General features: G+C 72.4%; 19 protein-coding genes. 16 read left to right on the top strand and 3 right to left on the bottom strand.

Translation table 11 applies throughout. From position 1 onward, the window contains the following. Window positions 1-722: 722 nt before the first annotated feature. Complete coding sequence (locus LE181_RS14440) at window positions 723-2,300, bottom strand: purine-cytosine permease family protein (protein ID WP_225661663.1); 1,578 nt, start codon at window positions 2,298-2,300, stop codon at window positions 723-725. 230 nt (window positions 2,301-2,530) lie between these two features. On the opposite strand from LE181_RS14440, the gene ftsY reads away from it, so the two are divergent. Further along, window positions 2,531-3,781 (top strand): signal recognition particle-docking protein FtsY, encoded by a 1,251-nt coding sequence (gene ftsY / locus LE181_RS14435; RefSeq protein ID WP_225661662.1) that lies wholly within the window; start codon window positions 2,531-2,533, stop codon window positions 3,779-3,781. 119 nt (window positions 3,782-3,900) lie between these two features. Here ftsY and LE181_RS14430 read toward each other — a convergent pair whose 3' ends face one another. Then, entirely contained in the window at window positions 3,901-4,569 is a 669-nt protein-coding gene (locus tag LE181_RS14430; RefSeq protein ID WP_225661661.1) for a bifunctional DNA primase/polymerase, read from the bottom strand. A gap of 527 nt (window positions 4,570-5,096) precedes the next feature. Here LE181_RS14430 and nsdA point away from each other — a divergent pair. The 5 genes from nsdA to ffh all read left to right on the top strand — a co-directional run bounded on the left by nsdA (window position 5,097) and on the right by ffh (window position 12,698). Then, complete coding sequence (gene nsdA / locus LE181_RS14425; RefSeq protein WP_225661659.1) at window positions 5,097-6,650, top strand: transcriptional repressor NsdA; 1,554 nt, start codon at window positions 5,097-5,099, stop codon at window positions 6,648-6,650. Window positions 6,651-6,957: 307 nt separating this feature from the next. Further along, window positions 6,958-8,232 carry an ammonium transporter gene (locus tag LE181_RS14420; protein WP_225661658.1) on the top strand — a complete coding sequence of 425 codons (1,275 nt, stop codon included), beginning with the start codon at window positions 6,958-6,960 and terminating at the stop codon, window positions 8,230-8,232. Further along, window positions 8,229-8,567 carry a P-II family nitrogen regulator gene (locus LE181_RS14415; RefSeq protein WP_225661657.1) on the top strand — a complete coding sequence of 113 codons (339 nt, stop codon included), beginning with the start codon at window positions 8,229-8,231 and terminating at the stop codon, window positions 8,565-8,567. The genes LE181_RS14420 and LE181_RS14415 overlap by 4 nt, the downstream gene beginning before the upstream one ends. A 97-nt stretch (window positions 8,568-8,664) precedes the next feature. Next, window positions 8,665-11,067: a [protein-PII] uridylyltransferase gene (locus LE181_RS14410; protein WP_225661656.1), complete on the top strand. Its 2,403-nt coding sequence runs from the start codon at window positions 8,665-8,667 to the stop codon at window positions 11,065-11,067. A gap of 74 nt (window positions 11,068-11,141) precedes the next feature. Next, window positions 11,142-12,698 (top strand): signal recognition particle protein, encoded by a 1,557-nt coding sequence (ffh, locus tag LE181_RS14405; RefSeq protein WP_225661655.1) that lies wholly within the window; start codon window positions 11,142-11,144, stop codon window positions 12,696-12,698. Window positions 12,699-12,758: 60 nt separating this feature from the next. Here the strand turns inward: ffh and LE181_RS14400 are convergent, their stop codons facing one another. Next, window positions 12,759-13,586, bottom strand: coding sequence for a class I SAM-dependent methyltransferase (locus tag LE181_RS14400; RefSeq protein WP_225661654.1), 828 nt, complete (start codon window positions 13,584-13,586; stop codon window positions 12,759-12,761). Between the two features lie 345 nt (window positions 13,587-13,931). On the opposite strand from LE181_RS14400, the gene proS reads away from it, so the two are divergent. The 10 genes from proS to lepB (LE181_RS14350) all read left to right on the top strand — a co-directional run bounded on the left by proS (window position 13,932) and on the right by lepB (LE181_RS14350) (window position 22,052). Continuing rightward, entirely contained in the window at window positions 13,932-15,347 is a 1,416-nt protein-coding gene (gene proS, locus LE181_RS14395; protein WP_225661653.1) for a proline--tRNA ligase, read from the top strand. Between the two features lie 312 nt (window positions 15,348-15,659). After that, window positions 15,660-16,250: a hypothetical protein gene (locus LE181_RS14390; RefSeq protein WP_225661652.1), complete on the top strand. Its 591-nt coding sequence runs from the start codon at window positions 15,660-15,662 to the stop codon at window positions 16,248-16,250. A gap of 188 nt (window positions 16,251-16,438) precedes the next feature. Then, the gene (gene rpsP / locus LE181_RS14385) at window positions 16,439-16,873 is read left to right on the top strand and encodes a 30S ribosomal protein S16 (RefSeq protein ID WP_190109993.1); all 435 of its coding nucleotides are present in this window, start codon (window positions 16,439-16,441) and stop codon (window positions 16,871-16,873) included. Between the two features lie 2 nt (window positions 16,874-16,875). Further along, a complete protein-coding gene (locus LE181_RS14380) occupies window positions 16,876-17,115 on the top strand; it encodes an RNA-binding protein (protein ID WP_030267150.1) in 240 nt (79 codons plus the stop codon). Window positions 17,116-17,240: 125 nt separating this feature from the next. Further along, window positions 17,241-17,807, top strand: coding sequence for a ribosome maturation factor RimM (rimM, locus tag LE181_RS14375; protein WP_225661651.1), 567 nt, complete (start codon window positions 17,241-17,243; stop codon window positions 17,805-17,807). Beyond that, a complete protein-coding gene (trmD, locus tag LE181_RS14370; protein ID WP_225661650.1) occupies window positions 17,807-18,622 on the top strand; it encodes a tRNA (guanosine(37)-N1)-methyltransferase TrmD in 816 nt (271 codons plus the stop codon). Before rimM ends, trmD begins: the two co-directional genes overlap by 1 nt. 128 nt (window positions 18,623-18,750) lie before the next feature. Continuing rightward, on the top strand, window positions 18,751-19,101 hold the full coding sequence (rplS, locus tag LE181_RS14365) for a 50S ribosomal protein L19 (RefSeq protein ID WP_071961628.1): 351 nt from the start codon (window positions 18,751-18,753) through the stop codon (window positions 19,099-19,101). A 45-nt stretch (window positions 19,102-19,146) separates the two neighbouring features. Further along, complete coding sequence (gene lepB / locus LE181_RS14360; protein ID WP_225661649.1) at window positions 19,147-20,004, top strand: signal peptidase I; 858 nt, start codon at window positions 19,147-19,149, stop codon at window positions 20,002-20,004. Further along, entirely contained in the window at window positions 19,997-21,079 is a 1,083-nt protein-coding gene (lepB, locus tag LE181_RS14355) for a signal peptidase I (RefSeq protein WP_225661648.1), read from the top strand. Before lepB (LE181_RS14360) ends, lepB (LE181_RS14355) begins: the two co-directional genes overlap by 8 nt. Further along, entirely contained in the window at window positions 21,018-22,052 is a 1,035-nt protein-coding gene (gene lepB, locus LE181_RS14350) for a signal peptidase I (RefSeq protein ID WP_263868905.1), read from the top strand. Before lepB (LE181_RS14355) ends, lepB (LE181_RS14350) begins: the two co-directional genes overlap by 62 nt. Window positions 22,053-22,149 lie beyond the last annotated feature (97 nt).

Genomic DNA, 22,149 nt, shown 5'->3' with positions numbered 1-22,149 from the left:
GGGCCCTGGCAGGGGGCGTAAGGGTTATTTGCGGCGTCCTGCGGAGCACTGTTCACGCAAGAGGGTTGCCGTAAATAATCCAGCCCCCAGAAGGGCCCCCCCCCCCCCCCCCCCCCCCCCCCCCCCCCCCCCCCCCCCCCCCCCCCCCCCCCCCCCCCCCCCCCCCCCCCCCCCCCCCCCCCCCCCCCCCCCCCCCCCCCCCCCCCCCCCCCCCCCCCCCCCCCCCCCCCCCCCCCCCCCCCCCCCCCCCCCCCCCCCCCCCCCCCCCCCCCCCCCCCCCCCCCCCCCCCCCCCCCCCCCCCCCCCCCCCCCCCCCCCCCCCCCCCCCCCCCCCCCCCCCCCCCCCCCCCCCCCCCCCCCCCCCCCCCCCCCCCCCCCCCCCCCCCCCCCCCCCCCCCCCCCCCCCCCCCCCCCCCCCCCCCCCCCCCCCCCCCCCCCCCCCCCCCCCCCCCCCCCCCCCCCCCCCCCCCCCCCCCCCCCCCCCCCCCCCCCCCCCCCCCCCCCCCCCCCCCCCCCCCCCCCCCCCCCCCCCCCCCCCCCCCCCCCCGCCCCAGCCACCGAGCCCCAGCCACCGAGCCCCAGCCACCGAACCCCAGCCACCGAGCCCCAGCCACCGAGCCCCAGCCACCGAACCCCAGCCACCGAACCCCGGCACAACGAAAGCGGGCACAACGAAAGAGGGCCCCACAGGGGGCCCTCTCACCGTTCAGCAGGACGGGGAACTACGCCGCAACCCCGGCGCGCTCCGCCTCCGGCGAAGACGAAGCCTCCGCCGCCACCTCGCGAGGCGTAGGCAGGACCGCCATGATCGCCGCGGAAATGACGATCGTCGCCGCCCACCCGAGCCCGTACTTGCCCACGAACGTCGACGCCAGCGGCCCCGTGAACCAGTCGCACTTCGTGAAGCAGATGCCGGCCGCCAGCGCCACGGCCCACGCCGTCATCGCCTGCCAGCAGAAGCCGCCCACGTACCAGTACCGGCTCGTGCGGCCCGTGTCCATCAGCGCCTCCGCGTCGTACCGCACGGCCCGCGACTTCCGCCGCGCCATGTCGACCGCGTACACGCCGATCCACGCCGAGAACGAGACGGCCAGCAGGATCAGGAAGGTGATGAACGAGCTCAGGAAGCTCTTCGCGACGAGCATCAGCAGCAGACCGCCCACCAGCGAGATGACGGCGTTGATGCTCACGGCCATCGCCCGCGGCAGCTTGACGCCCATCGTCTGGGCGGTGAAGCCGGCCGAGTACATCGACAGGCTGTTGATCAGCAGCATGCCCACGATCGCGGTCGCCAGGTACGGCACCGCCAGCCACGTCGGCAGGATGTCACCCAGGAAGGAGACGGGGTCCGGCGCGTCGGCCAGCCCCGGCGTGGCGACGGCCATCACGGCACCCATGAGCACCATCGGCACCATGACCAGACCCGCACCCGAGACCGTCGCGCCGACGATCTTCTTGCCGGAGGCGGCGTGCGGCAGGTACCGCGCGAAGTCCGGACCGGTCGGCACCCAGCTGATGCCACCGGCGGCGATGGTCCCGATGCCGGCGATCATCATCGCGGTCGTGCCGGCCGGCTTCGAGAAGACGTCGTCCCACTTGATGTGGGTGATCAGGTAGCCCAGCACCAGCACGCTGAAGATGCCGAAGAGGTACGTCGACCACTGGTTGCAGACGTTGAGCGCCTTGCGCCCCATGCCGCTCACCAGGAACGTGCAGGCCACGAAGACGAACAGCGTGATGACGATCAGCACGTTGTTGCTCTTCACGCCGAAGAGCAGGTCGAGGACGGTGAGCACGGCGTACGCGCCCGTCACGGCGTTGATCGTCTCCCACCCGAAGCGGGCGACCCACAGGATCGCCCCCGGGAAGAGGTTGCCGCGCACACCGAACGTGGCGCGCGAGAGCATCGCGCCGGGCGCGCCGCCCCACTTGCCGGAGACGGACAGCACGCCGACGAGGCCGAAGGACACGAGCGCAGCACACGCCGCGACGATCAGGACCTGCCAGAAGTTCAGCGCGTTGAAGACCACCAGGGCCGCGCCCATGGTGAGCAGCAGCACACTGATGTTGGCGGCGACCCAGGTCGGGAAGAGCTCCCGGACCCGGCCGTGCCGCTCGTGATCGGGGACGGGCTCGATGCCGCGGGTTTCTATCGCACTCGCGCCGGTCGCGTCGGGCGCGCCGGTCGCGTCGGGCGCGCCGGTCGCGTCGGGCGCGCCGGCCGCACCGGTCGCGTCGGTCGCACCGGCGGTGCTGGACACGTTGGCGCCATCGGCAGCGTTGTCCATCGTGGGGGCCATATCGGGGGCTCCGTGCAGGGTGAAGCAGGGCGGGGCCTGGGCAGAAAGGGACGTTGGGACTCTACGCGCGTCGCGCGAGCCCACGCCATCGTACTTTGATCTAACTTTGGCCGGTTAGTGCCGTTGGTCCTTGGAGCAAGACACAACAGGACCCGAACGGATGGCCCGCGACCTGCGGCGTCACGGCACTGCGGCGCCCCGCCGCCGAGGTGTCCGATACTGGGTGCGTTATGGACATCGTCATCCTTGCTGTAGTCATCGCTGTGGTCGCGCTCGGCGCGATCAGCGGGCTCGTGGTCAGCAGCCGCAAGAAGAAGCAGCTGCCCCCCGCTCCGCCGAGCAGCCCGTCCGTCACCGCGCCGCCCGCCGAGCCGCACGTCGGCGAGGAGGCCGAGACCCCGCGCGCCGAGGCGCGCCGCACCGTAGAAGAAGTAGAGCTCCCCGAGGCTCCCGCCCCGGTCGTGGAGGAGACCGCGCCGGTCGTCGAGCCGGAGGCCGCGGCCGAGGCCGCCGCTCCGGCCGCTCCGGAGATCGAGGTCCCGGAGCCCACCGCCGGCCGTCTCGTGCGCCTGCGCGCCCGGCTCTCCCGCTCCCAGAACTCCCTCGGCAAGGGTCTGCTGACCCTGCTGTCCCGTGAGCACCTCGACGAGGACACCTGGGAGGAGATCGAGGACACCCTCCTCACCGCCGACGTCGGCGTCGCGCCGACGCAGGAGCTGGTCGAGCGCCTGCGTGAGCGCGTGAAGGTGCTCGGTACGCGCACCCCCGAGGAACTGCGCGCCCTGCTCCGCGAGGAGCTGCTGACGCTCGTCGGCACCGACTTCGACCGCAGCGTCCACACCGAGCCGGGCGTGGGCGTGAACGGCGAGGAGAAGCCCGGCGTCGTCATGGTCGTCGGCGTCAACGGCACCGGCAAGACCACGACCACGGGCAAGCTGGCCCGCGTCCTCGTGGCCGACGGCAAGTCCGTCGTCCTGGGTGCGGCCGACACCTTCCGTGCAGCCGCCGCCGACCAGCTCCAGACCTGGGGCGAGCGCGTCGGTGCCCGGACGGTCCGCGGCCCCGAGGGCGGCGACCCGGCGTCGATCGCCTTCGACGCGGTCAAGGAGGGCATCGCCGAGAACGCGGACGTCGTGCTCGTCGACACCGCCGGCCGGCTGCACACCAAGACCGGGCTCATGGACGAGCTCGGCAAGGTCAAGCGCGTCGTGGAGAAGCACGGCTCGGTCGACGAGGTGCTGCTGGTGCTCGATGCCACCACCGGTCAGAACGGTCTGGTGCAGGCGCGCGTCTTCGCCGAGGTCGTGAACATCACCGGCATCGTCCTCACCAAGCTGGACGGCACCGCCAAGGGCGGCATCGTCGTCGCGGTCCAGCGGGAGCTGGGCGTTCCGGTGAAGCTCGTGGGCCTGGGCGAGGGTGCGGACGACCTGGCGCCGTTCGAGCCGGAGGCGTTTGTCGACGCCCTGATCGGCGAGTAGTCCCGCACGGACCGTCCGGTCGGAGAAAGGGCCCGCGTCGCAGCTGCGACGCGGGCCCTTTCGTATGTGACGGCTCCTTGAAGACGTCGGCCCGGCGAGGCCCCGTCAAGGCCGGGGGTTCACCCGGCGGCGGCCCGGTGGCACACGTAGGCCAGGGTGCCCAGCAGGAGCCGGGCCTCGGGGGGCCGCCCCGCGGTGTCCAGGGCGGGCGGCAGCAGCCACCGCATGGGCCCGAGGCCCGCGAAGTCGGACGGCGGCGCCGTGATGTGATCGCCGTGGCCGAGCCCCCGCAGGTCGAGCCGGGCGTCGTCCCAGCCCATGCGGTAGAGCAGCCGGGGGAGTTCCGCGGCGGCGCCGGGGGCGACGAAGAACAGCGCACGGCCGTGCGGGGTGAGCGCCACCGGCCCCAGCGGCACTCCCATGCGCTCCAGCCGCGCCAGTGCGTGCCGGCCGGCGGCCTCGGAGACCTCCAGTGCGTCGAACGAGCGTCCCGCCGGCAGCAGGACGGCCGCCCCCGGGACCTCCGCCCAGGCGGCCGCCGCCTCGTCCAGCGTGGAGCCCGCCTTGACGGGTGGGGCGAAGGAGAGCGGGTGCGCGCCGGGGGAGGGGCAGTCGGCGATGCCGCACGAGCAGGTGACGCGGCCGCCGCGCGAGGCCCGCGCGCCGGGGACCACGTCCCACCCCCACAGCCCGGTGTACTCCGCGACCGTCGTCACGGCCTCGGACGCGCGGCCTCGACGCCGAGAGCTTGAGCGCAGATCCCGGATGCCGCCGATAGTGAAGCCCATGCCCCCTCCAACGGGTCGTGCTCGCGGATGGTTACGTGTCGGAGTGTCTCGGACACGGACCGTTGCGGACCTCTGTCGTGGGACGGCGCGACGGTGCGCGAGAGGTGGTGCGGCAGCGGCCGCGCGCCGTGGCGCACACCTCTTCACCTTCCCGCTGGTTTCCGCGCGTTCGTTCCGTGTCAAGTCAATCGCGAAGCGGGAGGAAGGAGTTCATTCGTTGGGGTGGCGAATGGTGGCGTTTACTGGACTGCTCTCGCCTGACCGGTGATCGTAGGATTACTTTCGGTACATGAACCCCGCCGGACAAGCGGCCGCACTGCACACGCAAGGCACTGCACAAGCAAGGCACTGCACACGCGAGGCACTGTGAAGGCACGGCAGGCTGTTGGCGGTTCGCGCGCAGACGTGCGGGTGCACGCATGGATGTGAATGCACGTATGGACGCAGGCGCGTAGCCGCGCAGCTGCAGAGTTTCGGATGGGGGCGTTCCCGTGGGCGGCAGTGTCAGTGATGCCGAGGGTGCCGACATGGCTGATGGCGCGGCGGAGGGGTCCGGAGGTGCGGCGGGCGGCAAGCCGCTCGGCAAGGCCGACAAGCTCGACAAGTGCGCCGACAAGACCGCGGACAAATCCGAGAAGCGCCCCAACGGCCAGCTGAATTCGTGGTTCCTGCGCAGCGGATGGTCGAAGGGTGAACTGGCCCGGCAAGTGAACCGGCGCGCCCGGCAATTGGGCGCCCATCACATCAGCACGGACACGTCGCGCGTGCGCCGCTGGCTGGACGGCGAACAGCCGCGCGAGCCGATCCCGAAGATCCTTTCCGAGCTGTTCTCCGAGCGCTTCGGCTGTGTCGTCGGCGTCGAGGACATCGGCCTGCGCGCCGCGCACCAGTCGCCGTCCGTGTCCGGCGTCGACCTGCCGTGGGCGGCCCCGCAGACCGTCGAACTGCTCAGCGAGTTCTCCCGCAGCGACCTGATGCTGGCGCGCCGGGGCTTCCTCGGCACTTCCCTGGCGCTGGCCGCCGGCCCCGCCCTGATCGAGCCCATGCAGCGCTGGCTGGTCCCCGGGTCCACCGGCCGGGACGCCGCGGGCGCCGCCGACCGTGACCGCCCGCGGCGGTCACGGCTGTCCGGGCCCGAGCTGGAGCTGCTGGAGTCGACGGCCGTGATGTTCCGGCAGTGGGACGCCCAGTGCGGTGGCGGCCTCCGCCGCAAGGCCGTGGTCGGGCAGCTCCACGAAGTCACCGACCTGCTGCAGGAACCCCAGCCCGAGGACATCTCGCGACGCCTCTTCCACGTCGCCGCCGAGCTCGCCCAGCTCGCGGGCTGGATGAGCTACGACATCGGCCTGCACCCCACCGCCCAGAAGTACTTCGTGCTGGCCCTGCACGCCGCCAAGGAGGCCGGCAGCCGCCCCCTGGGCTCGTACATCCTCTCCAGCATGAGCCGTCAGATGATCCACCTCGGCCGTCCCGACGACGCCCTGGAGCTCATCCACCTCGGCCAGTACGGCTCGCGGGAGACGGCCACGCCGCGGACCCAGGCCATGTTGTATGCGATGGAGGCCCGCGCGTACGCCAACATGGGCCAGCCCGCCAAGGTCAAGCGCGCGGTGAGCATGGCCGAGGACTGCTTCGGCGACTGCGGGCCCGGCGACGGCGACCCCGACTGGATCCGCTTCTTCTCCGAGGCCGAGCTGAACGCCGAGAACGCCCACTCCTTCCGTGACCTCGCCTACGTGGCCGGCCGCAGCCCCACCTACGCCTCCCTGGCGCGCCCCAAAATGGAGCGGGCCGTCGAGCTCTTCGCCCAGGACAACGAGCACCAGCGCTCCTACGCCCTCAACCTCATCGGCATGGCCACCGTCCACCTGCTGGAGCGCGAGCCCGAGGAATCCACCGTCCTCGCCGGAAAGGCGCTGCGCATCGCCAAGCAGGTCCGCTCGGAGCGGGTCAACAACCGCCTGCGCAAGACGGTCGACAACGCCGTGCGCGAATTCGGCGACGTCGCCGAGGTGATGATGCTGACCGAGCAACTCGCCGTCCACCTGCCGGAATCGGCAGAGGCCGTCCAAGCGGTCTGACCCGGACCGGCCCCCTGACCCGGCCGCGGCGCCCCTCCCGTACCGCCCGACTCGGCCCCCCACGCCAGTCACACAGGAGGATCGCCGCGGCCGGCCCCTGCCACCCGGATCCGGGGAGGGTAGCGGCACGATCGCCTCCGGATCGGCAGTTCACCCCGCCGTAACGCACCCGTCTCCTTCGTCACCGGCGCGAAACAACCCGTAGCGCTCGCCGAAACCGCGCTGCGCGAGCCTCAAGGCGACACCGGCCCACTGGGAAACCGGCCCGCACGGGGGCATGGGCCGCGGCCGCGAGGAGACATCGACATTGAATGGCGCAGATACCGCGTTCGTATTGATCAGTGCCGCGCTCGTGATGCTGATGACACCGGCCCTCGCCTTCTTCTACGGCGGCATGGTGCGGGTCAAGAGCGCGCTCAACATGCTGATGATGTCGTTCGTCTCGCTCGGCATCGTCAGCGTCCTGTGGGTGCTCTTCGGGTACTCCCTCGCCTTCGGTGACGACGTCGGCGCCGGCCTCCTGGGCAACCTCGACCACATCGGCTTCAAGGGCATCACCCCCGAGACCCTCACCGGCGGCAAGGAGGGCATCCCCGTCCTCGCCTTCGCCCTCTTCCAGCTGATGTTCGCCGTCATCACCCCCGCCCTGATGAGCGGCGCCCTCGCCGACCGCGTGAAGTTCAGCGCCTGGGCGCTGTTCATCACGCTCTGGGTGACGGTCGTCTACTTCCCCGTCGCCCACTGGGTCTGGCAGGCCGACGGCTGGCTCTTCAAGCTCAAGGTGATCGACTTCGCCGGCGGCACGGCCGTCCACATCAACGCGGGCATCGGTGCCCTCGCCGCCGTCCTCGTCGTCGGCAAGCGCATCGGCTTCAAGAAGGACCCCATGCGTCCGCACAGCCTGCCCCTGGTGATGCTGGGCGCCGGGCTGCTGTGGTTCGGCTGGTTCGGCTTCAACGCCGGCTCGGCGCTCGCCGCCAACGGCACCGCCGCGAACATGGCCATGAACACCCAGGTCGCCACCGGTGCCGCCATGCTCGGCTGGCTCGCCTACGAGCGCATCCGGCACGGCGCGTTCACCACCCTCGGCGCCGCCTCCGGCGCCGTCGCCGGACTGGTGGCCATCACCCCCTCCGGCGCCGCCGTCAACGCCTTCGGCGCGATCCTCATCGGCCTCGTCGCCGGCGCCGTCTGCTCCTGGGCCGTCGGCCTGAAGTACAAGCTCGGCTTCGACGACTCCCTCGACGTGGTCGGCGTCCACCTCGTCGGCGGCGTCATCGGCACCCTCCTCGTCGGCCTGCTGGCCACCGACGGCGTCGGCGGCCCGGCCCAGCTCGGCCGCCAGGCGGCCGGCGCCTTCTCGGTGATGGCCTACTCCTTCGCCGTCTCCTGGGTCCTTGCCAAGCTCACCGACAAGCTGATCGGCTTCCGGGCGAGCGAGGAGGACGAGCTCAGCGGCATCGACCAGGCGTTCCACGCCGAGACCGCCTACGACTTCAGTGCGGTCGGCGGCGCCGCGGCCGGCCGCGGCACGTCCGCCCACGCCGAGCAGCAGACCCGGAACAAGAAGGTGGACGCATGAAGCTCATCACCGCGGTCGTCAAGCCGCACCGGTTCGAGGACGTCAAGAAGGCCCTGCAGTCCTTCGGCGTCAAGGGCCTGACCGTCACCCAGGCCAGCGGCTACGGCCGCCAGCGCGGCCACACCGAGGTCTACCGCGGCGCCGAGTACGAGATCGACCTCGTACCGAAGATCCGCATCGAGGTCCTCACCGAGGACGACGACGCCGACGACGTCATCGACGTCATCGTCGCCGCCGCCCGCACCGACAAGATCGGCGACGGCAAGGTGTGGGTCGTCCCCGTCGAGACGGTGGTGCGCGTACGCACCGACGAGCGCGGCGCCGACGCGCTCTGACCGGCCGCAACGCCCACCGGGGAGCACCACCCGCCGGGGGAGCACACAGAGCCGGAGAAGCCGCGAGGCACCGGCACCATCGGAGAGGGGCCCCGACATGACGCAGACCGCTGCCACCGCCACCGACCCCGCACCCGGCGGCTACGCGGCGGCCCGGCTGCGCCTCCTCCACGAGGAGTCCCTCTCCGGCCCGCCCCTGCGCACCGGGCTCGCCCGCATCACCGACCGGTGGCTGAGCGACCTCCTCGGCGACGCCCGGGGCGTCGCGCTCGTCGCCGTCGGCGGCTACGGGCGCGGCGAGCTCTCCCCGCGCAGCGACCTCGACGTCCTCCTGTTGCACGACGGCCGGACCGGCGCCCCCGGCATCGCCGCCGTCGCCGACCGCGTCTGGTACCCCGTGTGGGACATGGGCCTCGCCCTCGACCACTCCGTGCGCACCCCCGCCGAGGCCCGCAAGACCGCGGCCGCCGACCTCAAGGTGCACCTGGGCCTGCTCGACGCCCGCCACCTCGCCGGCGACCCCGCCCTCACCACCGCCCTGCGCACCGCCGCCTACGAGGACTGGCGCGCCCAGGCCCCCGACCGCCTGCCCGAACTGCGCGAGCTGTGCGAGGAGCGCGCCCGCCGCCAGGGCGAGCTGCGCTTCCTGCTCGAACCCGACCTCAAGGAAGCGCGCGGCGGACTGCGCGACGCCACCGCCCTGCGCGCCGTCGCCGCCTCCTGGCTCGCCGACGCCCCCCGCGAGGGCCTCGAAGACGCCCGTTCCCTCCTCCTCGACACCCGCGACGCCCTCCACCTCGCCACCGGCCGCGCCGGCGACCGGCTGGCCCTCCAGGAGCAGGACCAGGTCGCCGAACGGCTCGGCCTCACCGACGCCGACGCCCTGCTGCGCGGCGTGTACGAGGCCGCCCGCACCGTCTCCTACGCCGCCGACGTCACCTGGCGCGAGGTGGGCAGGGTGCTGCGGGCCCGCTCCGGACGACCCCGGCTGCGCCGCATCCTCGGCGGCCGTGGCGGCCGCGGGGGCTTCGTCGAGCCCGAGCGCGTCCCGCTCGCGGAGGGCGTCGTCGAGCAGGACGGCGAGGTCGTGCTCGCCCGGACCGCACGGCCCGACCGCGACCCCGTCCTGCCCGTCCGCGCGGCCGCCGCGGCCGCGCGGACGGGGCTGCCGCTCTCCCGGCACGCCGTGCGGCGCATGGCGGGCGCGGCCCCGCTGCCGGTGCCCTGGCCCGCCGAGGCCCGGGAACAGCTCGTCACCCTGCTCGGCGCGGGCGAACCCACCGTCGCCGTCTGGGAGGCCCTGGAGGCCGAGGGCGTCGTCTCCCGGCTGCTGCCCGAGTGGGAGCACGTGCGCTGCCGCCCGCAGCGCAACGCCGTGCACCGCTGGACCGTCGACCGGCACCTGGTCGAGACGGCCGTCCGGGCCTCCTCCCTCACCCGCGGCGTCGGCCGCCCCGATCTGCTGCTCGTCGCCGCCCTGCTGCACGACCTCGGCAAGGGCCGGCCCGGCGACCACAGCGAGACGGGGGCGGCGCTCGCCCGCGCCATCGCGCCCCGGCTCGGCTTCGGCGCCGCCGACACGGACGTCCTCGTCACGCTCGTCCGCCACCACCTGCTGCTCGCGGACACGGCCACCCGCCGGGACCTCGACGACCCCGCCACGATCCGTACGGTCACGGACGCCGTCGGCTCGGCCGGCACCCTGGAGCTGCTGCACGCCCTCACCGAGGCCGACGGCCTCGCCACCGGACCCGCGGCCTGGAGCGGCTGGCGGGCCGGCCTGGTGGCCGAGCTGGTCCGGCGCGCCGCCGCCGCGATGGCGGGGGAGCCGCTGCCCGGCCGTACGGAGCCGGCACCGCCGACGCCCGGGGAGGAACGGCTGACGGCCGAGGCCGCACGCACGGCGGGACCGGTGGTGGCCTTCGGCCCGCACCCCGGCCCCGGGGACGGGGAGACGGTCGCCCTGACCGTCGCGGTCCCCGACCAGCCCGGCGTCCTGCCCGCCACGGCCGGTGTCCTGGCCCTGCACCGCCTGACGGTCCGGGCGGCGGAGCTGCGGGCCGTGGGCGGCACGCTGCTGCTGAACTGGCGGGTGGCGGCCGAGTTCGGCTCCCTGCCCGAGGCGGCCCTCCTGCGGGGCGACCTCGTCCGCGCCCTGGACGGCACCCTCGACATCGCGGCCCGCCTGGCCGAGCGCGAGGCCGCGTACGGCAGGCGCCGCCGCGCGGCAGTCCACGCCCCGGCGCGGGTCACGGTCGCCGGGGGCGGCTCCCGGCACGCGACGGTGCTGGAGGTCCGCGCCCAGGACGCCCCCGGCCTGCTGCACCGCATCGGGCGGGCCCTGGAGGACGCCGGGGTGTGGGTGCGCAGCGCGCACGTGAGCACGATGGGGGCGAGCGCGGTGGACGCGTTCTACGTCACGGGTCCCGAGGGGGCCCCGCTGGCGGACGGGGCGGCGCCGGAGGTGGCCCGCAGGGTGCAGGAGTCGCTGGGCGGCTGACCGGACCGCGAAGGGGCGGATACCCTTGGGGGTCAGCTGCCGCCCCGACTCCGACAGAAGGATCCGCGACCACCGTGTTCGATACCCTCTCCGATCGCCTCGCAGCGACTTTCAAGACCCTGCGGGGCAAAGGCCGCTTGAGTGAAGCGGACATCGACGCCACGGCGCGCGAGATCCGTATCGCCCTCCTTGAGGCCGACGTGGCCCTGCCCGTCGTGCGGGCCTTCATCAAGCAGGTCAAGGAGCGCGCCCTCGGCTCGGAGGTCTCGAAGGCGCTCAACCCGGCGCAGCAGATCATCAAGATCGTCAACGAGGAGCTCATCGGCATCCTCGGCGGCGAGACCCGCCGGCTGCGCTTCGCCAAGACCGCGCCGACCGTCATCATGCTCGCCGGTCTGCAGGGTGCCGGTAAGACCACGCTCGCCGGAAAGCTCGGCAGCTGGCTGAAGGCGCAGGGCCACAGCCCGCTGCTCGTCGCCTGTGACCTCCAGCGCCCCAACGCCGTCAACCAGCTCTCGGTCGTCGCCGAGCGCGCCGGCGTCGGCGTGTACGCGCCGCAGCCGGGCAACGGCGTGGGCGACCCGGTCCAGGTCGCCAAGGACTCGATCGAGTACGCCCGCACCAAGCAGTACGACATCGTCATCGTCGACACCGCCGGCCGCCTCGGCATCGACGCCGAGATGATGCAGCAGGCCGCGGACATCCGCGACGAGGTGCGTCCCGACGAGATCCTCTTCGTCGTCGACGCCATGATCGGTCAGGACGCGGTCAACACCGCCGAGGCGTTCCGCGACGGCGTGGGCTTCGACGGCGTCGTGCTCTCCAAGCTCGACGGCGACGCCCGCGGTGGTGCCGCGCTGTCGGTCGCGCACGTGACCGGCAAGCAGATCATGTTCGCCTCCAACGGCGAGAAGCTGGACGACTTCGACGCGTTCCACCCGGACCGCATGGCGTCCCGCATCCTCGGCATGGGCGACATGCTCAGCCTCATCGAGAAGGCCGAGCAGACCTTCAGCCAGGACGAGGCCGAGAAGATGGCGGCCAAGCTGGCGAAGGGGCCGAAGGAGTTCACGCTCGACGACTTCCTGTCCCAGATGGAGCAGGTCCGCAAGATGGGCAGCATCTCCAAGCTGCTCGGCATGCTCCCCGGCATGGGCCAGATCAAGGACCAGATCAACAACCTCGACGAGCGTGACGTCGACCGCACCGCCGCGATCATCAAGTCGATGACCCCGGCCGAGCGCCAGGACCCGACGATCATCAACGGCTCGCGCCGGGCCCGCATCGCCAAGGGTTCGGGCGTCGACGTCAGCGCCGTCAAGAACCTCGTCGAGCGGTTCTTCGACGCCCGCAAGATGATGTCGCGCATGGCGCAGGGCGGTGGCATGCCGGGCATGCCGGGCATGCCGGGTCTGCCGGGCATGGGCGGTGGCGCAGCGCGCAAGAAGAAGCAGGTCAAGCAGGGCAAGGGCAAGCGCCAGTCGGGCAACCCGATGAAGCGCAAGGCCGAGGAGCAGGCCGCGGCCGCCCGCCGCGAGCAGGCCCAGGCCGCGGGCCCGCTGGGCCTGCCGCCCGGCCAGCCCGGCCAGGACTTCGAACTGCCCGACGAGTTCAAGAAGTTCATGGGCTGATCCCGTCCGTACGTGCGAGAGCCCCCCGGCGCCGGCCGGGGGGCTCTCGTGCGTACCGGGCTACACCCGCGCTATCAGGTAGCGGAACACATTGGGCATCCACACCGTGCCGTCGCCCCGCAGGTACGGGTGGAGCGCCTCGGTGAGCTCCTTGACGACCTGCTCCTCGTCCGTGGCGCGGGCGGCCGCGTCGAAGGCGCCCGTGGAGAGCAGGCCGCGCACCGCGCTGGTGAGGTCGGCGTAGCCGTACGGGCAGGCGACCCGGCCCGAGCCGTCGGGGGTGAGCCCCGCCTCGCGGGCGAGGTTCTCCAGGTCGTCGCGGCCGCTGGGCCGCCAGCGGGCGGGGGCGCACATGGGATCGGCCAGGCGCGCGGCCACCCGGAACGCTCCCGAGGCCGCGCAGCGCTCCTGCGGGCCCCAGCCGGCGAGGACGACGGGGGAGCCGGGCTCGGCGCAGGCGGCGGCGTCGGCGAGGGCCTGCGCCAGGCCGCGCGAGCCGGCGCCCGCACTGAAGAGCGGGTCGAAGGCGGTGATGAGGGTGAAGGCGGGACCGTCGGGGCCGCGGACGGTCTCGGGGCCGCCGAGGCCGAGGCGGGTGCCGTTGCCGGGGGCGCCCTCGGGCAGGAGGCGTTCGCGGGCCAGCTCCAGCCGGCGGGCGTCGCGGTCGACGCCGCAGACCGTGGCACCGCGGGCGGCGGCCATCAGCAGCGCCAGACCGGAGCCGCAGCCGAGGCTGAGCAGGCGGGTGCCGGGGCCGGCCTCCAGGCGCTCGTACACCGCTTCGTAGAGCGGCACCAGCATCCGTTCCTGGATTTCCGCCCAGTCGCGGGCCCGTGAAGCGGGCGAGGTCGGGGACGGCCGGTGCCGCCGCACGAGCGTTGGTGTCATCGAATGCGCCCCAATCCGCCGGGTGAGGTGTCCTGGTCCTGATCCGTGGTTCCGCCCCCATGAGTGCTGCCGAGTGCTGTCGGTGCCGTGCCCGTGCGTGGTCCGTGCGTCGTCCACGCCGTGGCGAAGAACCCCCCGATGCCAGAAAACTCCGCTTCCGCCCGTGAGTCCAGGGGGAGGGCGCGAGAAGGTGCCCGTATGCCCACGATGGCATGTGCCGGGCGTCATCGCACGAAATGGAACCGGCTGCGGAGGGGCGGCCGGAAAGGACGCTCCGGCCGGGAAGACGGGGTTGCGGGCGGACGGATTCACACTCGGCCTGACGGGCCCCGTACCATTCGCAGCATGGCAAAGGCTCCCATTCTCACCCCCCAGGCGGAAGACTTCCCGCGCTGGTACCAGGACTTGATCAACAAGGCCGAGCTGGCCGACAACGGCCCGGTGCGCGGCACCATGGTCATCCGACCGTACGGCTACGGGCTCTGGGAGCGGATGCAGCAGGAGATGGACGCCCGCATCAAGGACGCGGGCGCCTCCAACGCGTACTTCCCCCTCTTCATTCCGCAGTCCTACCTGACGAAGGAGGCGGAGCACGTCGAGGGCTTCGCCCCCGAGCTGGCGGTCGTCACGCACGGCGGCGGCAAGGAGCTGGAGGAGCCGGTCGTCGTCCGGCCGACGTCCGAGACGATCATCAACGAGTACTTCTCGAAGTGGGTGCAGAGCTACCGCGACCTGCCCCTGCTGATCAACCAGTGGGCGAACGTCGTCCGTTGGGAGATGCGTCCGCGCGTCTTTCTCCGCACGAGTGAATTCCTCTGGCAGGAGGGCCACACCGCCCACGCCACGTACGAGGACGCCCGCGACTACGCGGCCCGCATCCACCGCGACGTCTACTACGACTTCATGGTGAACGTCCTCGGTATCGACGTCGTGCTCGGCCGCAAGACGCCCAAGGAGCGATTCGCGGGCGCGATCAACACGCTCACGCTCGAAGGCATGATGGGCGACGGCAAGGCCCTGCAGCTGGGCACCAGCCACGAGCTCGGCCAGAACTTCGCCAAGGCGTTCAACACCTCGTACCTGTCGAAGGACGGGAAGCAGGAGCTCGTCTGGCAGACCTCCTGGGGCGTCTCGACCCGCATGGTCGGCGGTCTGATCATGTCGCACGGCGACGACAGCGGCCTGCGCGTCCCGCCGCGGCTCGCCCCCGTCCAGGCCGTGGTCCTGGCGATCAAGGGCGACGAGGCCGTGCTGGCCAAGGTCCGCGAGATCGGCGACGTGCTGAAGGCCGCCGGCGTGCGGGTGCAGGTCGACGACCGCACCGACACCCCCTTCGGCCGCCGCGCGGTGGACTGGGAGCTCAAGGGCGTGCCCGTCCGCATCGAGATCGGCCCGCGCGACCTGGAGAACGGCACGGCCATGCTGGCCCGCCGCATCCCGGGCGGCAAGGAGCCGGTGCGCATCGACGAGCTGGCCGCGCTGCTGCCCAAGGTCCTGGAGGAGGACCAGGCGCAGCTGCTGCGCGAGTCGCGCGAGCGCCGCGAGTCCCGCACGACGGACGTGAAGACCATCGAGGAGGCCGCCGAGGCCGCCGCCGCCGGCGGCTGGGCGCGCATCCCGTGGGCGACGCTGGGCGCCGAGGGCGAGGCCAAGCTCGCCGAGCAGGCCGTGACCGTGCGCTGCCTGGTGGCCGAGGACGGCTCGGTGCCGGAGTCGGACGACGCCCCGGGCGCCGTCGCCATCGTCGCGCGCGCCTACTGATCCGCCTGCCCCCGGGTGTGCGCTCCGGCGCGCGCCCGGGGGTTTTGCGCGCGGGGCGTGCAGCGGCGCCCGGAGGGGTCGTCCGATCGATCGTCTCGCCCGTCCGACGGTCGTCCGACGGGCCGGTGCGTTCTTACTGATGCGTCAGTACGTCCCACCTTGCGAACTGGTGCACGGCTCATCCGCCTTCTCCGCAGTTCTGCGCACCCGCCCTCCTCAGGACGTATGAGGCGGGAAACTGACTGGTACGTGCAAATTATTTGGGATGGCCCGGTATCGGAACACCGGGCTGCCCCTGCTCGTTGTCACGACGTGAGCACGACACCACCTGTTCTCGCCGCAGAGCTGGCGCAGGCGTGGGCCGACATTCAGCGGTTCCACCCCGAGCTGCCGGATCTAGCCGCGCCCGAATCGTTGATCGGGGAGTCGTCGTCCGCCTGCGGCGCCGAGCTCTCCTTCGAAAGGCTGCTGCACGAGGCAGTGCACGGCATCGCGGCCGCCCGCGGTGTCCGGGACACCTCACGCGCCGGCCGCTATCACAATCGCCGGTTCCTGGCGATCGCCGAGGAGCTGGGGCTCGACCACAGCGATGAGCCGCATCCCAGTAGCGGGTTCTCGCTCGTCGTGCTCAATCCGGAGGCGCGCAAGCGCTACCGCCCGACGATCGACAGACTGCAGCGCGCCCTGAAGGCGCACACGGTCGCCACCACCGCCGACACCTCGCGCACCTTCCGCGGGCCGGCGGCACGGCACGGCTCGTCCGGCGGCGGGGTGCGGGTGAAGGCGGTCTGCGAGTGCGGGCGCAACGTCCGGGTCGTCCCCTCGGTCCTCGCCCAGGCGCCGATCATGTGCGGGGGCTGCGGCCAGCCGTTCCGGATCCCCGAGGCCGTCTCGGTCGGCTGAGCGCGGCGGGTTCCCGCCGCGGTTCGGCGGGCTCGTGGTGGTGTGGCACAATGAGTGGCTGTACTCGACAGTCGCATAGGACCCCTCTCTCCTCCGGCTGACGCGTCCATCGGGCACCCCGAGTACCGCAAACCCCACGTGGCATCTCGTTGTGCCCCACCACGTCAAGACCAGGAGACACCACTCCAGTGGCAGTCAAGATCAAGCTGAAGCGTCTGGGCAAGATCCGTTCGCCTCACTACCGCATCGTCGTCGCCGACTCCCGTACCCGCCGTGACGGCCGGGCCATCGAGGAGATCGGTCTGTACCACCCGGTGCAGAACCCCTCGCGCATCGAGGTCGACAGCGACCGTGTCCAGTACTGGCTGGGTGTCGGCGCGCAGCCGACCGAGCCCGTCATGGCCATCCTCAAGGTCACCGGCGACTGGCAGAAGTTCAAGGGCCTGCCGGCCCCGGCCCCGATGCTCGTCGCCGAGCCGAAGGCCGACAAGAGCGGTCTCTTCGACGCCGCCGTGAGCGCCGTCGGCGACGCGAAGGGTGAGGCCATCACCCCCAAGGCGAAGAAGTCGGAGAAGAAGGACGAGGCCGAGGCGGCCGAGTCCTCTGAGTCGACCGAGGCCTGAGGATGCTCGAGGAGGCCCTTGAGCACCTCGTAAAGGGCATCGTCGACAATCCCGACGACGTGCAGGTCGCCTCGCGCAACCTGCGCCGCGGGCGCGTGCTGGAGGTCCGGGTGCACCCCGACGACCTCGGCAAGGTGATCGGCCGCAACGGCCGCACCGCGCGCGCACTGCGCACCGTCGTGGGCGCCCTCGGCGGCCGTGGCATCCGTGTCGACCTCGTCGATGTGGACCAGGTCCGCTGAGAAGCGACAGAGCACCGGCACGGGCCGGGAAGGGTTTCCCTTCCCGGCCCGTTGTTGCGTTCGTACGGCTGTTGCGTTCGTACGGCCGTGTTCATCCAAGAAGCGTGTGAGAAGGAATTAGTAGCGTGCAGCTCGTAGTCGGCAGGATCGGCCGCGCCCACGGCATCAAGGGCGAGGTCACCGTTGAGGTCCGCACGGACGAGCCCGAGCTGCGGCTCGGGCCCGGGGCGGTGCTGGCCACGGACCCCGCGGGCGTGGGACCGCTGACCATCGAGACCGGCCGCGTGCACAGTGGACGGCTGCTGCTGCGCTTCGCCGGCGTCGGTGACCGCACGGCCGCGGAGGCGCTGCGCAACACGCTGCTGATCGCCGAGGTCGACCCGGACGAGACCCCCGAGGACCCGGACGAGTTCTACGACCACCAGCTGATGGACCTCGACGTCGTCACCGTCGACGGCACGCCCGTCGGCCGGATCACGGAGATCTCCCACCTGCCGTCCCAGGACCTGCTGATCGTCGAGCGGCCCGACGGCAGCGAGGTGATGATCCCCTTCGTGGAGGAGATCGTCACGGAGATCGACCTGGAGGAGCAGCGGGCGGTCGTCGACCCGCCGCGCGGTCTCCTCGACAGCGAGGAGGCCGAGGTGGCCAGCTCCCGCGACGCCGACGAGTCCGGTGAGGGTGACGCCTGATGCGCCTCGACGTCGTCACGATCTTCCCCGAGTACCTCGAACCGCTGAACGTCTCGCTCGTCGGCAAGGCCCGGGCCCGCGGCCGGCTGGACGTGCGCATCCACGACCTGCGGGAATGGACGCACGACAAGCACAACACGGTCGACGACACGCCGTACGGCGGCGGCCCCGGCATGGTCATGAAGCCCGAGCCCTGGGGCGAGGCCCTGGACTCGGTCATCGCATCCGGCGAGGAGGGCGCGCGCCCGGTCGTCGTCGTGCCCACGCCCAGTGGCAAGCCGTTCACTCAGGCGCTCGCCGTCGAGCTGTCCGAGCAGCCCTGGCTGGTCTTCACCCCCGCCCGCTACGAGGGCATCGACCGCCGTGTCATCGAGGAGTACGGCGACCGCCTCGACGTGCGCGAGGTCTCCATCGGCGACTACGTCCTGGCCGGCGGCGAGGCCCCGGTCCTGGTCATGGTCGAGGCCATCGCCCGGCTGCTGCCCGGCGTGCTCGGCAACGCCGAGTCGCACCGCGACGACTCCTTCGCCCCCGGCGCCATGGCCGACCTGCTCGAAGGACCCGTCTACACCAAGCCGCCGGAGTGGCGCGGCCGCGGCATCCCGGACGTCCTGCTCAGCGGCCACCACGGGAAGATCGCCCGGTGGCGCCGCGACGAGGCGTTCCGCCGGACGACCGCCAACCGGCCGGACCTCATCGAGCGGGCCGACCCGGCCGCCTTCGACAAGAAGGACCGCGAGATGCTCTCGATCCTGGGCTGGGGCCCGGGCGAGGACGGCCGATTTGGGCGTACGGCCCCGGACGTGGAAGAATAAGCCGTTGCCGTCCGCCCGGCGCACGCCCCTGCCACAGGGGGAACGACGTCCGCCCGGCGCACCGGCACCCTCCCACTTCGGCACGATTCCGCTGATGACCTGTGGCATCGGCGAGGAAGCAGACGCACATGTCCTCCCTGCTCGACAACGTCAACGGCGCCTCCCTGCGCACCGACGTCCCGGCCTTCCGCCCCGGCGACACCGTGAACGTCCACGTTCGCGTCATCGAGGGCAACCGCTCCCGCATCCAGCAGTTCAAGGGTGTCGTCATCCGCCGTCAGGGCGCGGGCGTCAGCGAGACCTTCACGGTCCGCAAGGTCTCCTTCTCCGTCGGCGTCGAGCGCACCTTCCCGGTGCACAGCCCGATCTTCGAGAAGATCGAGCTCGTGACCCGCGGTGACGTCCGTCGCGCCAAGCTGTACTACCTCCGTGAGCTCCGCGGCAAGGCCGCGAAGATCAAGGAGAAGCGCGACAACTGAGCTTCTCGCCGGAGTCCCGGACCGGCCGGATAGGCTTTCGGTCCGATGGACACCGACGCACAGCTTTCGGAGCGCGACCGCTCTCCAGCACCCGATGAGGCACCCGGCGACGGGATGCCCGCCCAGGGCGCGGAGCAGGGGTCGCGCTCCGCTCGTTTTCCCCGGCGGGTCCGGCAGCTCCGGCTGGTCCGGCAGTGGCTGACCGGCGGCGGTCCGCTGCGCCGCGCGGGTCTGCTGCTGATCGTCTGTTTGGTCTTCCTGCTTCTGGTCAGCAGCTACGTTGTGCAGCCCTTCCAGATCCCCAGCGGCTCGATGCAGCAGACCTTCCGGGTCGGCGACCGCGTACTGGTCAACAAGCTGGCCTACCGCTTCGGCGAGCGGCCGCGGCGCGGCGATGTGATCGTCTTCGACGGCACCGGCTCCTTCGTCCAGGACACGCCGTCGGAAAACCTCGTGACGGCGCTGATCCGCAAGGGCGCCTCGGCCGTCGGGCTGATGCGCCCGGCGGAGACCGACTACATCAAGCGCGTCGTGGGCGTCGGCGGGGACAGGGTCCGGTGCTGCGACCGGCGCGGGCGGCTGGAGGTCAACGGCCGGCCGGTGCTGGAGGAGTATCTGTATCCGGGTGACGAACCTTCCCGAGTCCCGTTCGACATCGTGGTGCCGGAGGGCAAGCTATGGGTCATGGGTGACCATCGCAGTGACTCCCGTGACTCCCGAGACCACTTGGGCGAGCCCGGTGGTGGCACGGTCCCGCTGGACCGGGTCATCGGGCGTGCCGACTGGATCGGCTGGCCGCTGGGCCGGATGACGTCGCTGAAGCGACCGGACGCCTTCGCGAACGTCCCGGACCCGGGCGCTCCGGGAGGGGGCGCGGGGCATCCCGGCGGTCCCCATGGGTAGTCGGGGGCGTACACAGGTACGGACGGGCGCGGGGGCTCGTGCACGCACCGGCTCCCACGCCCGCACCACCCCCGCGGCCCCGGACCACGGCCCCGCCGAAGCGGGGGCGCCGCCCGCCGCCACCGGGGGACGGGCGTCCCGGCGCAAGGCCGCGAAGCGGGCCAAGCGGCGCCGCCAACGGTCGGCGATCAAGGAGGTGCCCATCCTCATAGGGGTGGCGCTGCTGATCGCCCTGGTGCTGAAGACCTTCCTCCTGCAGGCGTTCGTGATCCCGTCGGGGTCGATGGAACAGACCATCCGCATCGGCGACCGGGTGCTGGTGGACAAGCTGACGCCGTGGTTCGGCTCCCGGCCGGAGCGGGGCGACGTGGTGGTCTTCCGGGACCCCGGGGGGTGGCTGGACGGCGAGCAGTCCTACGGCGGCCACGACCCGGTGGTCGTCAAGCAGGTGAAGGAGGGGCTCGCCTTCATCGGCCTGCTCCCCTCGGCCGGCGAGCAGGACCTGATCAAACGGGTGATCGGCACCGGCGGGGACACCGTCAAGTGCTGCGACAACGACGGACGGGTCACGGTCAACGGAAAGCCCCTCATCGAGCCGTACGTCCATCCGGGGAATCCGCCCTCGCAGCTCAAGTTCGAGGTGAAGGTCCCCGCGGGCCGGCTCTTCGTCATGGGGGACCACCGCTCCGATTCGGCGGATTCGCGGTACCACCTGACCGAGCCGGGGCAGGGAACGATCGCGGAAGGCCAGGTCGTGGGGCGTGCGGTGGTGATCGCCTGGCCCCTGGGGCACTGGCGCGGACTGTCGCAGCCGGAGCCCTTCGCCGCCGTGCGGGACGCGCCCCGTACGGGGACGCGAGCGGACGCTTCGGCGCATAGTGTGTCCTCCATGGATCAAGAAGGGTTGATCCGGCTCCCGAGCCCTGCGGAACTCCCGCTCGTTATGGGAGTGGTGGGCCTGCGTCGTGTGTGCGACAGGCGGCAGCGTGGAGTGAGGAGTGGATGTGGGGGACTTGGCGGTCGGCGCACGTTCCGGTCACGGAGAGCCCGAAAAGCGGCCCGGGCGGACGGATGAGCCGCTCGGGCAGGCGTCCGGCGGACCCGGCGGCGCGGCCGCCGCGGACGCGCCGGGCGGTGCCGGGGCCCAGGCGGCCCCGGGTCCCGTCGGCGCCGGCCCCGACGCCGCGCCCGTGACGCCCGGGGCGGGCGGCGGGGACGCGGGCGACGGCGAGGGAGCCGCGCGGCCCCGCAGGGAGCCGAAGAAGCAACGATCCTTCTGGAAGGAACTGCCGATCCTCGTCGGCATCGCCCTGCTACTGGCGCTGGTCATCAAGACCTTCCTGGTGCAGGCGTTCTCGATCCCCTCCGAGTCGATGCAGAACACCCTCCAGCGCGGCGACCGGGTGCTGGTGGACAAGCTGACGCCGTGGTTCGGGGCGAAGCCCGAGCGGGGCGAGGTCGTCGTCTTCCACGACCCGGGCGGCTGGCTGGGCGAGACCCCGGCCGCGGACAACGGCCCGGTGGCCGGCGGTATCCAGAAGGTGCTCAGCTTCGTCGGCCTGATGCCCTCCGCGGAGGAGAAGGACCTGATCAAGCGGGTCATCGCGGTCGGCGGCGACACCGTCGAGTGCAAGGGCAACAACGACCCGGTCGTGGTCAACGGCAAGGCGCTGGACGAGCCGTACATCTTCCCCGGCAACACGCCCTGCGGGGACAAGCCCTTCGGCCCGATCAAGGTGCCGGACGGCCGGATCTGGGTGATGGGCGACCACCGCCAGGACTCCCTCGACTCCCGCTACCACCAGGACCTGGACCGCTTCCAGGGCACGGTCTCGGAGGACGAGGTCGTCGGCCGCGCCATCGTGATCGCCTGGCCGGTGAACCGCTGGTCCACCCTCCCCGTCCCGTCGACCTTCGACCAGCCCGGCCTGAGCGCGGCCGCGGCCGTCGCACCGCCGGCGCTCGGGCTCGCGGGCGCGGTGCCGCTGGTGCTGTGGCGCCGGCGCCGTGCGCTGCGCAAGGACGCCGAAGCCCTCGCCAGGGGCTGACCGACGCCGGTACCGCCGGGTAGTGTGCGATTCCGTGCCCCCGGGCATGCGGAATCCGATCTTCCATAGGGGCGTGCGACCGCCCCGTGGATCCTGA

Source organism: Streptomyces sichuanensis (assembly GCF_020328095.1).
In the GTDB taxonomy this organism is placed as follows: Bacteria; Actinomycetota; Actinomycetes; order Streptomycetales; family Streptomycetaceae; genus Streptomyces; species Streptomyces cinnamoneus.
This window is presented reverse-complemented; position numbering and strand designations above follow the sequence as displayed.